The following is a 15,505-nucleotide window of genomic DNA, read 5'->3' as shown; positions in this document are numbered from 1 at the left end:
CTCACCCTACGCTGAAACGCAGAACATGATAGGAAACCGCCGCCAATGTGCCCTTCACGGCTCCGTCTTCAATGCCAACGCCGCTGCCTTGGGTCGGCACGATATGCTCAGGCCGCTCTGGCGAGTTCACAGCGCGCAAATCATGCCCTTGCATCACCAAATGCTCGATCAAACGGGCCTTGGGGAAACCGCCCAGCGACACATCAAGCTCGACACTTTCCGTCAAATGCCGATTGACGATAAACAGGGTAAGCGTGTTGGCTTCGCGATCATGCACGCCTGCAACGTCGAGATAGCTGACATCATTGGCGGCGTCGCAGTCATAGGTCAGGCAATCCACTGCGATGTTCAGGGCGTCACCGCGCCCATAGAGCGATGCAAATTGATAAGGGTAATAGATGGTTTGCCGCCATGCAGGCCCACCCTTTTCTGCCCGGATCGGTGCAATCACATTTACCAACTGGGCAATGCAGGCAATTTTGACCCGGTCTGAGCGACGAATAAACTCGTTCATCAGGCAGGCAACAAAAAGCGCATCCTCGAAATTATAGGTCTCTTCCAGCAGTTCCGGTGCTTCGGGCCAATCCCAGGATTTCCAGCGGCGGCCATCCTCTTCGATATTGTGATACCAGACATTCCACTCATCAAAGCAGATGTAGACATCATTCTTGGCGCGCTTCTTGGCCTTCACATAATCAATCGTGCCGCCAATGGCCTGGATATATCGGCCAGTTTCTTCAATTTTGCCGAAGAAATTCAGGGTGTCGCCACTTTTGTTGTCGAAATATTTGTGCAGGGAAATGTAATCGACATTCTCATAGCATTCTTCCAACACCTGACGCTCCCATTCGGGATAGGTCGGCATTCTGTCATTGGAGCTGCCACACACCACGGCTTCGATGGATTTATCAAACAGCTTGAAAGCTTTGGCCGTTTCATTGGCAAGCCTGCCATATTCCACTGCGGTTTTATGGCCAACCTGCCAGGGACCGTCCATTTCATTGCCAAGGCACCACATTTTCACATCATGGGGCTTTTCCGTGCCATGGCTGCGGCGCAGATCGCTCAAATGTGTGCCGCCCGGAAAATTCACGTATTCCAGAAAATCGCGCGCATCCTCCAACCCGCGCGAGCCTAGATTGACGGCAAGCATCATATCAATGCCCGCCTTTTCGGCCCAGATCGCAAATTCGTTGATGCCGACCTGATTGGTTTCCTTGGAGCGCCAAGCGAGATCAAGACGAACAGGCCGCTGATCTTTCGGGCCAATACCGTCTTCCCAGCGGTAAGCAGATACGAAATTGCCGCCTGGATAGCGGATCGCCGGTATTTTCAAATCCTGAACGAATTTCAAAACGTCCGTGCGAAAGCCATTGGCATCAGCGCTGGGATGGTCCGGCTCAAAAATGCCGGAATAAATGGCCCGGCCCATATGCTCGATAAATGCTGAATAGAGACGATCATCAATCAGCCCGATGCGAAAATCCCGGTGAACCGTGACGCGCGCTTTCATGCAACTTCCTCCCATTGCATTAATAACCATATTTTCGATATAAATCTATTTATTGGATATTAATGGCAAAGCGAAGACCGATTGTCAACGCCGTTATGCGGCTTTGGAGAGTAAGCTCAGGCTTTCGTATGCAATCTCAGAACAATATCCTGGGCGTAATTGCCAAAGCCCCGGCCAAAAATATTCAGCCCACCGGGATGGCGAGCCTCTTGTTTCACCTCAATGCGAAGCCGGATGGAGCGATGGGATGACACATCGAGATCGCGTAAATTCACATTTGAAATCTTGATACCATCGACAAAAGCACCAGCATCATTGATGCGCCAAGTCTTGAGCATGCCGTATTGAGAGCCGGACAATTTCCACCAATCCGGCGTATAAGCGCCGCGTTTATCGCCAAAATCGCCGGGCGATGTCCAATCGCCAAGCTCAATGCCGTTGACCGAAATGGTGATATCCGATGGCCAATTGGTATGGGTGCCCGGCACTTCTGAGCTGACCTCCATCGAGAATTCGATTTCCTCAATTTGACGGCCTTGAATGCGGGCGTTGTTGGGAAACTGATATTCGACATAGCCGGATGTGAACCACAAAAGCGCAGTTTTCATGCGTTCTGGGTCCATAAACGTCTCTGGCACATCCAAAAGCCCGATAATGCCTTCGGGCGAACAGATCCCACACGGGCCGGTCACCGAGCTATGGGTATAGAGGCCAAGCGGCATGGAGACCTCGATCATATTGGAAGCAGACGCCTGCTCTGTCTTATGAAAGGTGACAATCAATTCATCGAAGGTCGCAAAACAGATTTTCTGGCTGCCCTTGCGGGCCTTGCGGGTCTCGGTGCGCAGCAACCCCGCCGCCTCCAGCGAGGCGACATTGGATGACACGGAGGATTGCGGAAGCGCCAACCTCTCGGCAATTTCATTGACATTGAGACCATCCGACTCATGCAGAATTTTCAAAATCTGAACGCGAACCGGTGAGGCCGCAGCTTTCAGAATTTCAAAATCCTTCTCGGCATCAATCAAAAGAAAATTCTGCCTCATTCAGCCCCCGAAAGACATTCTTGTTATGTATCTATATTTTGGATATACATGACAGAAGAATGAAAGTCGACAGGAATGCGGATCTCAATCAATGCTGATTGATTCAGTTCAGGTCATTGCCCTTCCGCATGCTGCACACACCGCGGCAAAATCCGCCAAGCTTTGCTCTGCGGCGGCTGGAGAACCAATTGAACGGCAGAAGACTCGATACAAAACAGTGCCAGGCAGCACTCAAAAGCGGCACAGGCCGATGGTGCTTTTTGCCCGTATAAATCCGGGATTGGGCCATATGAAACGCCTTGAAAGAGGCAACCGCCGGCGACCGCCCCGAGGAATATCCTTTGGCGTGAACCACGCCTGCATCACGCACAAACATCAGCGGGCCGAGCGCTTTGAGCCGCAAAGACAGATCATCATCCTCGTGGTAGAGGAAAATTTTCGGATCAAACCCACCAATCCTGTCGAACAGCTGTTTCTTGACGAAAATTGCAGCTCCGCTCAGCACCGGCACCTGGCAATCCGCATCGGGCCAACCTCTTTTGAGATGTTGCGAACGCGGAAGAAGATAGGAGCGACGTTTGAAATAGGCGCCGCCGTCCGAATTGATCAGCCGTGGATTAAAGGCGGATGCCTCAGGATAGGCCTGGGCCGCGCGCAACAGGGCCTCAATAGCCCCTTCCTCCACCCGCACGTCGGGATTGAGAAAAAGCAGATAAGGCGTTGAGGCCTCTGCCGCTCCGGCATTGCAACCGCGTCCAAACCCTTCGTTTTGCGCCATACGGACAATGTTCACACGGCGGTCTGGTGCAAACGCTGGAAATATGTTGGTGCCACCATTATCGACAAGCACGAGGGAAACAGCCGGTGGCAGGCTATCAATGAGACCGCCAATGATCTCGCTGCTGTTATAGCAGACCGACACCACCGTCACATCCTCAAGCCGGAATTCATCATTCATCATAGGTATCCATTAAACTGGCAAGACTTTAAGGCGGTGAAATCACATCCACTGTATATCCGGCATTCTGCACAAAGGCACAGAACATGCGCTCAAAAGCATGCTGCAATGTGCTGCGTTTCTTGCCATTCTCCGCATCGAAATCGCCCAAACCGATTCCCAGTTTTTGCAAGCCTGAGAATGCCCTCGGGCGAAACCAAAACATCGTGCCAACAAAAAACTGAATGTCCTTGGGATCAATCTCGATATTCGCGCGCGCAAATACGCGCTGCATGATGGACCATTCGCTCTTGATATAGGCTTTGATATTGCCGCCGCGTGGCGGCAACAGCAGGTTTTGCGGACCCAACAGACCAAGCGCGGGCTTTGCTGCAAAAGCCTCTGTCGCCTGGCGAAAATTACCATTGGCCAGCAATGATGCCAAAATATAGCGGCGCACCCGCAAACCGATGGCGGTTTCCCTACCGTCTTTTTTGGACAGCTTTCCATGAATTTTGCAGACGGCCGTGTATTGATCAAACATGCCTTTGGAGAGCATTTCCAAAAACGGGCCGACATCTCGGCCGCGATTTTCCGTTGCCACCAATTGCGCATGGGGAAAGCGCTGGGCAATTTTGGAAAAATGCTGACTGGCGTCAACACTAGACGTCACAATCAGATCAGCACCCTCGCAGTCATTGCTAAGGATTGCTTCTATCTCCGGCCAGGTCTCCCAATAATGCATATGGACATAGACACAGATCCGACCAGAAACCTCAGAATGAGCGGGCTGCTTTTGGCCTGACACGGGCCGCTCAGCATCCAAAAGCCATTGCCATCCGCGCGCATCAACAGAGCGATTATCCAGACCGTAGAGACGCAGGTAACGAAACTCGACATTCTGGCTGGCAAACAATGCCAGATCCTGCGCTGTACCGCCCCGCACCACAAGCTTTTCACCCGGACCAAACCTCTGCAGTCGGCGTGGCTTTGTCAAAGCCGCCAAGCCAGCCCCATAATACATGGCCTTTGAGATTTTAGAACAGTGCAAAGAAATGGGCGTTGCGCCAGAGGCTCCCTCCCCGGCTGGAGAGTTTACAGTGATCATGCCTGCGGAAAGCGGGCGTTTCAGCTTCAAGAGATAGGTCTGACCACTCTGCCTGGAAAACAGCACGCAGCCGCGCGACGGATTATCGCGGTCGATAAGCTGAACGACATCCGCAGGCGTACCCCCGCGCAACGTCAGGCGATAAAAGCCTTCGTCCAGAGAGAAGGATGCAGTTGGCACGGAAATATCGACCATTCTCTTCCACCAACGACGACAGGATAGCGGCAACCACTACTGCGTTTACGACATTGAGCCTTTGCGCACCACGAAGGATGCGCAAAGGCTCATTTCACTTTTCCATATGTGCTGCATGATAGTTTTGTAAACCGGATCCGATTCAGCCATCATGCAGTGGTTTGCAGGCACGCCTTCGCTTGGCCAGCCTATAGCAGCATTGCCTGCTCTGCCGTTGGCAAAAGCTGCAATTCATACAAACGCCGGTAAGGTCCGTCGCGTGAGAGCAACTCGGCTGGCCGACCTTGCTCTGCCACAGCACCATTTTCCATCACCACGATATTATCCGCAAATGTGATGGTTGAAAGGCGGTGCGCAATCATCACGGTGGTGCGGTTTCTGGTCAGACGTGTCAACGCCTCACGGATCAGATATTCCGACTCGGAATCCAAAGCACTTGTGGCCTCATCCAGAATGAGAATTTCAGCGTCACGCAGCATGGCGCGCGCAATGGAAATCCGCTGCTTTTGGCCGCCCGACATGTTGCCGCCGTTTTCACCCACATCGCTGTCATAACCGTGCGGCATGCGCATGATGAAATCATGCGCATTGGCAGCTTTGGCGGCCGCAATGATCTCTTCATCGGAGGCACCTTCGCGACCAAGGCCGATGTTGTGCTTGACGGTTCCGGCAAACAGGAATGTGTCCTGCCCAACATAGGCGATGCGGTTGCGAAGAGATTCAAACGTCACATCGCGCAGATCCTGCCCGTCAATCATCACAGAACCGCTCTCCGGATCGTAAAGACGCATGGCCAGATTGATGATAGAGGATTTGCCACCGCCCGAAGGACCAACCAGCGCCGTTGTTTTGCCTGCTGGAAAATCCAGATTCAGGTTATCAAACAGACGGTGATTTTCCTTGTAGGAGAAATTCACATTGCGAAAGCTGATTTCGCCCTTACCAGCCGCAAGCTCGACCGCATTGTCTTTTTGGCTGAGATCAATCGGATGATCGGCAAGCTCATACATCATCCTCACACCAATAAGGCCTGTTTCAAGGCTGATGCGCATTCTGGCCAGACGCTTGGCGGGCTCATAGGCCAAAAGAAGTGCCGTGATGAAGGACATCAACTCGCCAGGCGTATTGCCCTCCTGCAACACCCAAATGCCGCTTAGAGCCACAACACCCGCGATGGCAAAGCCAGACAGCGTTTCCATAATCGGGCTGGACGCCGCTTCCAGCTTTGCGATGCTGTTTGAGCGCTGCTCAACCTCGCTCACGTATTTTTCCATACGAGCATTCATGTAGTTTTCAAGACCAAAAGCCTTGATGACCCGAATGCCTGTGGCGGTTTCCTGAACATTCTGGATAATCATACCCAGCGATGCCAGTTCTTGCTCCATGATCTTTCTCACCTTTTTGGTGAGGTGGCGCACGCCATAGATGGCACCCGGCACAATAATGGCTGAAAACAGCGTCAACGATGGCTGCTGAATGACCATAACGGCCGCAAGCCCGATCAAGGAAAACAGATCGCGCACAAAAGACGTGACGATAAGATCGATAACCGAGCGCGCGGCTTGCGCATTGGTGGTGATCCGCATCAACAATTCTGACGACGGATATTTGGAATAGAACGAAATACCTTGCTTGAGAATGCGCGAAAACAGCATTTTCTGGGTTTTGGCAATGATGTTGTTGCCAGCCCGGCTCAGGAAGACTGATTGGACGTAACCTGCGATGCCTTTGACAAAGAAGATGAGCGCAACCATGATTGCGACTTCAAACACTCTGTTGATGTCTTTGGAAACCACAGAGCTATTGACGATATCGCGCATGATCCACGCACTGGCGGATGTCATGGCTGCAACAACAATCATTGCAACAATGGCAATACCATACCACGGGGCCTGACTCTTGAAGTTCTCAGAAAGAAGCCTCACAAGAAGAGTCTTGTTTGCGTTTGAAATCATTTTTGCGAACATACAGTTTCAGTCCTTCAATGCAGCAATCAGCAAGTTGCGCATTTCAAAATTCAATGCCTGCTCTTGGCGAGCAACAGATTCCAACGGAGCCACCCGCATATCGGGCTTTAATGGCCCGTCTTCAGAGGAAATTCAAGTGGTATCGGATTTTGCCAACGTGAAGTGCGGCCCTATTACCACACTTCGGATTGTCTACTGAGACAATGCTTGACGGCTGGGCTTAACGGCTGGGAGGAAAATCAATCGCCATTTGAACGTCCTGTTCTATCGTCGCGGTCATGGCCAAACCTGCCTCAGACGCGAGACCCCGCTCAATTGCACCCACCAATTGATAATGCTTCTGGAAGACGGGCGTGAGGTCCACCACATGTTGTTCATGCACAATGGTGCGATACGCCAAAGCGTGGGACAGTTCGATCACGCCTTGCAGGGCGCGAATAAATGGATTGCGCGCCGCTTCGGCAATAATGCGATGCAATTCGAAATCCGCCAGACAAAAACTCTGGGGCTCGTTGAGCGCAAGCTCCATCTGGCGCAGCCAATAATGCATCAAGCGAATCTGATCGCCTGAGTGATGGGACGCCGCATCGCTGGCCGCCTGAGGTTCCAGCGCATGCCGCACATTGTGCAGCCCGCGAAGAAACTCTTCGTCAGGCCCGGCCTCGAGACACCATGCCAAGACTTGCGCGTCATAAAGGCTCCATCGGCTTTGCTTCACAACTTTGGTGCCGACTTTGGGGCGGGCTTCAACCAGCCCTTTGGCCTCCAGTGTTTTGAGCGCTTCACGCAACACCGTGCGGGAAACGGCGAATTCATCCATCAAGGCGGCATCATTGGGCAGGATGGAGCCAACCGGAAACCGGCCAGAGATGACACCGGCACCCAGCTCATTGATGACATGAGAGTGAAAATTGCGCGCTGTGACCCGTCCGGACAGGGAGCGCAGAAGGCTCCCCGGCTCAATCATACCGCAGCCTTTTTCTGCCGCGAGCGCCCACCTGCGTGAAAGACCAGTTTTTGCAGCAGGATGAACATGAACAACAGGGCACCGATTGCAATTTTTGTCCACCAGCTCGAAAGTGTTCCGTCGAACACAATATAGGTCTGCACTAGCCCCTGTAACATCACGCCGATCAGGGTGCCAAAAATAAACCCGTAACCGCCGGTGAGCAGCGTGCCGCCTATCACCACAGCCGCAATGGCGTCAAGCTCGATGCCAACGGCGGCAAGTGGATAGCCCGCCGATGTGTAGAGCGAATAGACAATGCCTGCCAAACCGGAAAGCATGGCAGAAAGGGCATAGATACCAACCGTGACCGGCCCGGTGGGCACCCCCATCAATGCCGCAGAGGTTGGATTGCCCCCCAGCGCATAGATATAGGAGCCAAAGCGCGTACGGTGGGCAATGAAGCCGCAGACAACAAACACGGCCAGCATCAAAAGCCCGATCGCGCTCAAGCGACCACCGCCGGGCAGGTGAATATACATGGAGGAAATAGTCTCATAGAGCGGGCTGTTGATCGGCAGAGAATCCTGCGTGAGCACCGAGGCAATGCCCCGCGCCAAAAACATGCCAGCCAGCGTGACAATGAAAGACGGCACTTTCAGAAAATAAATCACCGCACCCATGATCGCGCCAAAGCAGGCGGCCATCACCAGCACCAAGGCAAACACGATCAGCGGATCAATACCCTTGTTGATCAGCATGGCCGCGACCACGCCGGTCAGGCCAATCACGGCACCGATGGAAAGATCAATACCGCCGGAGAGAATGACAAAGGTTGCCCCCACCGCCGCAATGCCCAGAAACGCATTATCGGTGAGGAAATTACCAAAGACACGGGTTGAAAACATCGCCGGATAGCGCATGACACACAGCGTATAGGCGACAATGAAAATAAGTGTGGTGGCTGCCAAAGGCCGATAGCGCGGGTTCATCCTGCCTTCTCCGAAGTCTGAATTTTTTCCGAAGTCTGAACTTTATGAGATGCTACAGGCATTTTTCGCTGGGCCCAAAAACCCATCAGCGTTGCCACTCGATCCGATTGCAGCACAAGAATGACGATGATCACCATGGCCTTGACGATGAGGTTAAACTCTGGCCGCAGGCCAGACACAAGAATGCCGGTGTTCATGGCTTGAATAATCACAGCCCCCAACACGGACATGGGGATGGAAAAGCGCCCCCCCAGCAGCGAGGTTCCGCCAATCACCACAGCCAGAATGGCGTCCAGCTCCAACCACAAACCTGCGTTGTTGGCATCGGCACCGCGAATGTCAGCCGCAGCAATAGTTCCGGCAATGCCCGCACACAACCCGCCAAAAGCATAAACCGCAACAATCAGGGTGCGGCTGCGCAAGCCCGTGTAATTGGCGGCGGAAAGATTGGTACCAATCGCCTCGATAAACAGGCCAACAGCGCTGCGGCGCATAAAAATATGGGTCGCCAGCATCAACACAAAGGCAATCACCACCGGCATGGGCAAGCCCAGCACCGACCCCGTGCCGACGAAAACCAACGCCGGATCGGTGAAGGTGACAATCGAGCCAGAGGTGATCAACTGCGCAAGCCCTCGGCCCGCCACCATCAATACCAGCGTTGCCACAAAGGGCTGGATGCCGAGATAGGCCACCAAGGCACCATTCCACAACCCGCACAAGACGCCAACAGACAAGGATGCCAGAAGCGTGACCACCAACGGCTGACCGGCCACCGCACAGGTGGCGGCCACGGCACCGGCGACGGCCATGACCGCGCCCACGGACAAATCAATGCCACGGGTGGCAATAATCGCTGTCATACCAATGGCCAGAATGGCCACGGGTGCTCCGCGATTTAACACGTCAACCAGGCTGCCAAACAGGCGGCCGTCACGCCAGGCAATGTCAAAAAAGCCCGGAAACACCAGCCAATTGAGCAAAAGCACGGTCGCCAATGCTGCAAATTGCGGTTTCATGAAAACGGAAAGTGATGAGATTTTCATGCAACAGCCCCTTCTGGCTGGGTGGCCCCGTCTGGCTGGGCAGCAATGGTTTGCACGATGACGTCGGGTGTGATGTCGGCCCCGTGAAGCTCGGCCACCATTTTGCGATCCCTCATCACCACAATGCGCGATGAATAGCCAACCACCTCGTCCAGCTCTGAGGAGATGACGATCAAGGCCAAACCATCTTCGCGCAAACGGCTGATCATGCGGACGATTTCGGCGTGTGCTCCCACATCGATACCGCGCGTGGGCTCGTCCAGAATGAGAAACCGTGGATCGGTTGCCAGCCAGCGCGCCAGAATAACCTTTTGCTGATTACCGCCGGAGAGCAGTTTGATCGGCAATTCTGCAGACGCCGTGCGAATGTCCAGCGCCTCGATAAACTGTCCGGCGATTTCCATCTGTTCGTCGCGGCTCAGCGCCCGGAACCAGCCCAGCTTGGCCTGCATGGCGATGATAATATTTTCGCGCACCGACAGGTCACCAAAAATACCGTCGGCACGACGGTCTTCCGGGCAAAAGCCAAAGCCGAGATCAATGGCATCCCGCGGAGAGCGCACGCGCAAGGCCTTGCCATCGACTTTCAATTCGCCGGTGCTGGCAACATCAATGCCAAACATCAGCCGCGCCATTTCCGTACGTCCCGAGCCAAGCAGACCGGCCACGCCAATCACCTCGCCTTTGCGGATATTCAACGCGAAAGGCGCGACTTTGCCATCCAGTCCGTACTGCTCGAACTGCATCATGCTTTCGCCCGCCTCCGCCTCGACACCCGCCACGGCATCGAAGTGCAAGGACACATCCTTGCCCAGCATCATGCGAACCACCTTGGTGCGATCGAGGCCATTGATTGCCTCGCTGCCCACAAGGCAGCCATTGCGCAACACGGTCACGCGATCGCACAGTTCAAAAACCTGATCCAGAAAATGAGTGATAAAAACAATAGCCAAACCTCTGGCCTTGAGGCTGCGCACAATTTCAAACAGCTTCAGCACTTCAGAGCGATCAAGACTGGCGGTTGGCTCGTCCAGAATGAGCACTTTGCCAGACAACTCCACCGCGCGTGCAATGGCGATGATTTGTTGAACGGCCACAGAAAATGTCGAAAGCTCTGCCCGCACGTCAATATCAAGGCCATAACCGGCAAGAATGGTGCGCGCCTGGCGCTCCATGCTGCGAGTGTCAACGAGACCAAACCGGCGAGGTTGCCGTCCAATGAAGAGATTGTCGGCCACCGTCATATTGGGCAGAAGATTGACTTCTTGATAGACCGTGCCAATGCCGGCACTTTGCGCCTGCTGCGGTGTTGAGAAGCTCATGGCCTCGCCATCGACCAACACCAAACCACCATCAGGCGAATAAGCGCCGGTGAGGATCTTGATCAAGGTGGATTTGCCGGCACCATTTTCACCCAAAAGGGCATGAACTTCGCCCGGTTGAAACTGGATATCGACATTGTTCAGCGCCACCTGACTTCCGAATGTCTTGGTGATGCCCTTTGCCGCAAGCACGGCTGTTTCGCTTTTCGTCATCTCGCCACTCAATCTTAAGGAGACATCCTGCATCTTAAGGAAGCATCCTGAAAAAATAACCGCGCTGGTGTTCCAGCGCGGTCTTTTTCGAAACACTTAGTAGCCGAGGCCCTTGCGGCGCTCATATTCGCCCTTTGGATCATCCGCAGGGGTGTAGAGCTTGGACTCGGTGATGATGAACTTCTCAGGCTTTTTGCCGTCCTTGAGATAGGCAGCAAGCGCGTCAAAGGCTGGACCTGCCATGTTTGGTGTCAATTCAACGCTCGCGTTGGCTTCACCTGCGGCCATGGCCGAGAAAATATCCGGCACGCCATCAATGGAAACCACCTTGATGTCCTTGCCTGGCTTCAGGCCAGCATCCTTGATCGCCTGAATGCCACCCACGGCCATATCGTCGTTGTGGGCATACATGGCGCAAATGTCCTTGCCGCCATTTTCGGCCTTCAAGAAGCCTTCCATCACTTCCTTGCCCTTGGCGCGGGTGAAATCGCCTGTCTGGCTGCGCACAATGGTGATGTTGGGGTGTTTGGCAATGGCTTCTTCAAAGCCCTTCTTGCGGTTAATGGCAGGCGTTGAGCCAACCGTGCCCTGCAACTCGACCACTTTGCAGGCCTTGTCGCCAACCGCCTTGACCAGCCAGTCACCCGCAACACGGCCTTCCTTGACCTGATCGGATGCAACCGATGTCAGGTAAAGATCCTGCGGCGCATCGATGCCGCGGTCGAGAAGAATGACCGGAATTTTCGCTTCCTTGGCTTCATTCAACACCGCTTCCCAGCCGGTGGCCACAACAGGAGCCACCAAAATCGCGTCAACACCTTGCGCGATAAAGCCACGGATGGCCTTGATCTGGTTTTCCTGCTTTTGCTGCGCGTCGGCAAACTTCAAAGTGATACCGCGCTTTTCAGCCTCCATTTTGGTGACCGAAGTTTCAGCCGCGCGCCAACCGGACTCTGAACCGATTTGCGAAAAACCAACCGTCAGATTTGCCGCCATTGCTGTCGAGCAGGTAAGCGCCATCATGCTCACGCCAAGCGCGAGTTTGCAGATCATATTCATTGAAACCCTCCCAAAAAAGACACCACCTCCAATGGCATCTTCAGTATTCATAAGCAGATTTGAAAACCGTGTAAAGGGCATTAGTAGTATTATATGTGCTGCACTGCAACATGCGTTATTTTTAATCTTTTCCTTCGCTTTGCCGCAGCATTTCCTATCGCATCGCACAAAAAAATCGCAACCACTTTGAATGCACAGAAAGCGCGCACATTCCCCTTGATTGATCTAAAAATATCTATACTGGTTTCGCCATGATATTTTTAAATCAAGTCTCACACCTTCAGCCCGAGGCGCATCCATGACGTCATCCCAAGACCGCATGTCGATTTCCCAGCGGATAATTCACGCCACGCTGTCGCCTGCCCATCGGCAGATCGCGGATTATGTGCTGGATTACCCTTTGCGGGTCGCCGCCATGCCGGCTGAAGATCTTGCTGAAATTGTTGGGGTGTCCGTGCCGACGGTCAATCGGTTTGCCCGCGCACTTGGCTTTTCGGGCTATGCACAATTTCGCGCCGATCTGGTGCTCGGCTATGAGTCGGCATTGGCACCGGTAGAAAAGTTACGTGCAAAGCCGCAGCAATCCATTCGCCCCGCCGACGTGTTTGCCGACACGCTGGCGACCATGGCGCGCAATGTGGAGCGCACCCGCCAGGCACTGGACTTTGATGTTTTGGCGCAGGCGGTTGATGCCATTTTGTCTGCACGGCGCATCTATATTATCGGGCTTGGCAGCAGCGCATGGCACGGCGGCCTGCTGCTACGGCGGCTCGATCTGTTTTGTGATGATGTGCGGCTGCTGGCCAATATTGAAGGTGCCTCTTTCGCAGCCCGGTCGCTGCGTGGCATAAAGCCCGGTGATCTGGTCGTGGCAATCGCCTTTCCGCGCTATATGGCCGACACAATCACCCTGTCAAAGCGCATGGCTGATGCGGGCGCGCACGTGCTGGCCCTCACCGACAATGCCAGCTCGCCGCTGGTTGCCCACGCCACCATGACGCTGTTTGCCCATGTGGAAAGTGCGCATTTTGCCAATTGCGAGGCGAGTGCTCTGGCACTGATCGAGGCGTTGACGGCAGCCGTTGCCCATGCATCAGGCCGCTCCATGCAAGCGGCAACAGAGCTTGCCGATACCGTGCTTCCCTATTTGCATGGAGGGCATTCAAACGCCTTTCGAGCCTCTGCCAAGCCCGCCTTGATCGATGACATCCCAGACGATGACGCCGATCTTAGCTGATCTCTTCTCTGCCAATTTCTGACTGAGCGTATCGCCCATGACCTCTCCCGCTTCTTTGCTTCACGCCGCTCCCTCTCTGCTGGACAATCAGGTCTTGGCGGTCGATGATTTGACGGTGTCCTTTGCCACATCCGAAGGGCGGGTTCGCGCCGTGCGCAATGTCAGTTTTGACGTGGGTCGTGGTGAAACTCTGGCGATTGTCGGTGAATCCGGTTCCGGCAAGTCCGTGACATCTCTCGCGTTGATGCGCCTCATCGAGCATGGTGGCGGGCGGATCGACAGCGGCTCGATGCTGTTTCGCCCGGCAAAAGGCCCGGTGCTGGATCTGGCAACGGCGAATGCGCCAACCATGCGCAATATCCGCGGCGCTGATATTGCCATGATTTTTCAAGAGCCAATGACATCGCTCAACCCGGTGTTTACCGCAGGCGAACAGATTGCCGAATCCCTTCGCCTGCACCAGAACATGAGCGATGGGGCGGCCAAGGCCGAAGCCTTGCGCATGCTGGATCTGGTGCGTATTCCCGAGGCAAACCATGTGTTTGGCCGCTTTCCGCATCAATTGTCCGGCGGCATGCGCCAGCGGGTGATGATTGCCATGGCGCTGGCCTGCCGCCCCTCGCTGTTGATTGCTGATGAGCCAACGACCGCGCTTGATGTGACGGTGCAGGCGCAAATTTTGCAAATGATCCGTCAGTTGCAAGATGACATGAACATGGGCGTGCTGTTTATCACCCATGATATGGGCGTGGTGGCCGAAATTGCTGATCGGGTTCTGGTGATGTGCCAGGGCGAAAAGGTCGAGCACGGTGCTTCCAAAGAGGTGTTTGAACAGCCGAAACACCCCTACACCAAAGCCCTTCTGGCCGCAGTGCCGCGCCTTGGAGCCATGGCAGGCACCGAAGGACCACGCGCCTTTGATCTGGTCGGAGCAGATGCAACAACTGTGACCGCTGAGCAACCGCCAGCCCGCTTTGATCTGCCGCCGATTTTGAAAGTGCGGGATCTTGTCACCCGTTTTCCGGTTCGCCGTGGCTTTCTCAATCGAATTGATCGTTATGTGCATGCCGTCGAAAAGGTCAGTTTTGATCTTTATCCCGGCGAGACATTGGCGCTGGTGGGAGAATCGGGTTGTGGCAAATCCACCACCGGCCGTTCCTTGCTGCGTCTGGTCGATAGCCAGAGCGGCAATGTCGAATTTGATGGCCGCAATGTGCTGGACCTGCCCGCAACCGAATTGCGCGGCCTGCGCCGCAATATTCAGCTGGTGTTTCAAGATCCTTTCGCCTCGCTCGATCCGCGCCTCACGGTTGGTTTTTCCATTATGGAACCACTGCTGATCCACGGCATTGCCAAGGGCGAAGAAGCACGCAAGCGCGTGGCATGGCTGCTGGAACGGGTGGGGCTGACGGCCGCCCACGCTGAGCGTTATCCGCATGAATTTTCCGGCGGTCAGCGTCAGCGCGTCGCCATTGCCCGGGCCCTTGCGCTCAATCCCAAAGTGGTGGTGGCCGATGAATCGGTCTCGGCGCTGGATGTGTCCATTCAGGCGCAGATCGTCAATCTGTTGTTGGAATTGCAGCGCGATCTTGGCATTTCCTACCTCTTCATCAGCCATGACATGGCTGTGGTCGAGCGCGTCAGTCATCGCGTCGCAGTGATGTATCTGGGCCAGATTGTCGAAATTGGTCCGCGCCGCGCCATCTTTGAAAATCCGCAGCATCCTTACACCAAAAAGCTGATGGCGGCTGTGCCAATCGCCGATCCGGCCCGCCGCCATCTCAAGCGTGAATTTGCCGTGGAAGATCTGCCAAGCCCCGTGCGCAAAAAAGGCGATGAGCCGGTTGTTGAGGCACTGCACGAAGTTTCGCCCGGCCATTTCGTGGCAAGGCACGCCGTTGGCGTGTTCAAAATGTAATTCTAC

12 protein-coding genes are annotated in these 15,505 nt (G+C 54.5%); 2 read left to right on the top strand and 10 right to left on the bottom strand.

Annotation, left to right across the window (positions count from 1 at the left end; translation table 11 throughout):
* Nucleotide 1 precedes the first annotated feature (1 nt).
* The 10 genes from arfA to ytfQ form a co-directional block, all read right to left on the bottom strand.
* Nucleotides 2-1,513: an arabinosylfuranosidase ArfA gene (gene arfA / locus BJF95_RS00675; protein ID WP_075637518.1), complete on the bottom strand. Its 1,512-nt coding sequence runs from the start codon at nt 1,511-1,513 to the stop codon at nt 2-4.
* 116 nt (nt 1,514-1,629) lie between these two features.
* Entirely contained in the window at nt 1,630-2,559 is a 930-nt protein-coding gene (locus BJF95_RS00670; protein ID WP_075637517.1) for an ArsR/SmtB family transcription factor, read from the bottom strand.
* A 103-nt stretch (nt 2,560-2,662) separates the two neighbouring features.
* Complete coding sequence (locus tag BJF95_RS00665) at nt 2,663-3,517, bottom strand: glycosyltransferase family 2 protein (RefSeq protein ID WP_139317345.1); 855 nt, start codon at nt 3,515-3,517, stop codon at nt 2,663-2,665.
* 28 nt (nt 3,518-3,545) lie between these two features.
* The gene (locus BJF95_RS00660; RefSeq protein ID WP_075637515.1) at nt 3,546-4,799 is read right to left on the bottom strand and encodes a rhamnan synthesis F family protein; all 1,254 of its coding nucleotides are present in this window, start codon (nt 4,797-4,799) and stop codon (nt 3,546-3,548) included.
* A 188-nt stretch (nt 4,800-4,987) separates the two neighbouring features.
* A complete protein-coding gene (locus BJF95_RS00655; RefSeq protein WP_075637514.1) occupies nt 4,988-6,766 on the bottom strand; it encodes an ABC transporter ATP-binding protein in 1,779 nt (592 codons plus the stop codon).
* A 220-nt stretch (nt 6,767-6,986) separates the two neighbouring features.
* Nucleotides 6,987-7,733: a FadR/GntR family transcriptional regulator gene (locus tag BJF95_RS00650; RefSeq protein WP_075637513.1), complete on the bottom strand. Its 747-nt coding sequence runs from the start codon at nt 7,731-7,733 to the stop codon at nt 6,987-6,989.
* Nucleotides 7,730-8,704, bottom strand: coding sequence for a galactofuranose ABC transporter, permease protein YjfF (yjfF, locus tag BJF95_RS00645; protein ID WP_075637512.1), 975 nt, complete (start codon nt 8,702-8,704; stop codon nt 7,730-7,732). The genes BJF95_RS00650 and yjfF overlap by 4 nt, the downstream gene beginning before the upstream one ends.
* Complete coding sequence (locus BJF95_RS00640; RefSeq protein ID WP_075637511.1) at nt 8,701-9,750, bottom strand: ABC transporter permease; 1,050 nt, start codon at nt 9,748-9,750, stop codon at nt 8,701-8,703. The genes yjfF and BJF95_RS00640 overlap by 4 nt, the downstream gene beginning before the upstream one ends.
* Nucleotides 9,747-11,285 (bottom strand): sugar ABC transporter ATP-binding protein, encoded by a 1,539-nt coding sequence (locus BJF95_RS00635; protein ID WP_075637510.1) that lies wholly within the window; start codon nt 11,283-11,285, stop codon nt 9,747-9,749. Before BJF95_RS00635 ends, BJF95_RS00640 begins: the two co-directional genes overlap by 4 nt.
* Nucleotides 11,286-11,381: 96 nt before the next feature.
* Nucleotides 11,382-12,338: a galactofuranose ABC transporter, galactofuranose-binding protein YtfQ gene (gene ytfQ / locus BJF95_RS00630; RefSeq protein ID WP_075637547.1), complete on the bottom strand. Its 957-nt coding sequence runs from the start codon at nt 12,336-12,338 to the stop codon at nt 11,382-11,384.
* A gap of 304 nt (nt 12,339-12,642) precedes the next feature.
* Between ytfQ and BJF95_RS00625 the strand changes: the two genes are divergently transcribed.
* Nucleotides 12,643-13,581 (top strand): MurR/RpiR family transcriptional regulator, encoded by a 939-nt coding sequence (locus tag BJF95_RS00625; RefSeq protein ID WP_075637509.1) that lies wholly within the window; start codon nt 12,643-12,645, stop codon nt 13,579-13,581.
* A gap of 37 nt (nt 13,582-13,618) precedes the next feature.
* Nucleotides 13,619-15,499: a dipeptide ABC transporter ATP-binding protein gene (locus BJF95_RS00620; RefSeq protein ID WP_075637508.1), complete on the top strand. Its 1,881-nt coding sequence runs from the start codon at nt 13,619-13,621 to the stop codon at nt 15,497-15,499.
* Nucleotides 15,500-15,505 lie beyond the last annotated feature (6 nt).

It is taken from the genome of Rhizobium oryziradicis (assembly GCF_001939045.1).
Taxonomy (GTDB): Bacteria; Pseudomonadota; Alphaproteobacteria; order Rhizobiales; family Rhizobiaceae; genus Allorhizobium; species Allorhizobium oryziradicis.
This window is presented reverse-complemented; position numbering and strand designations above follow the sequence as displayed.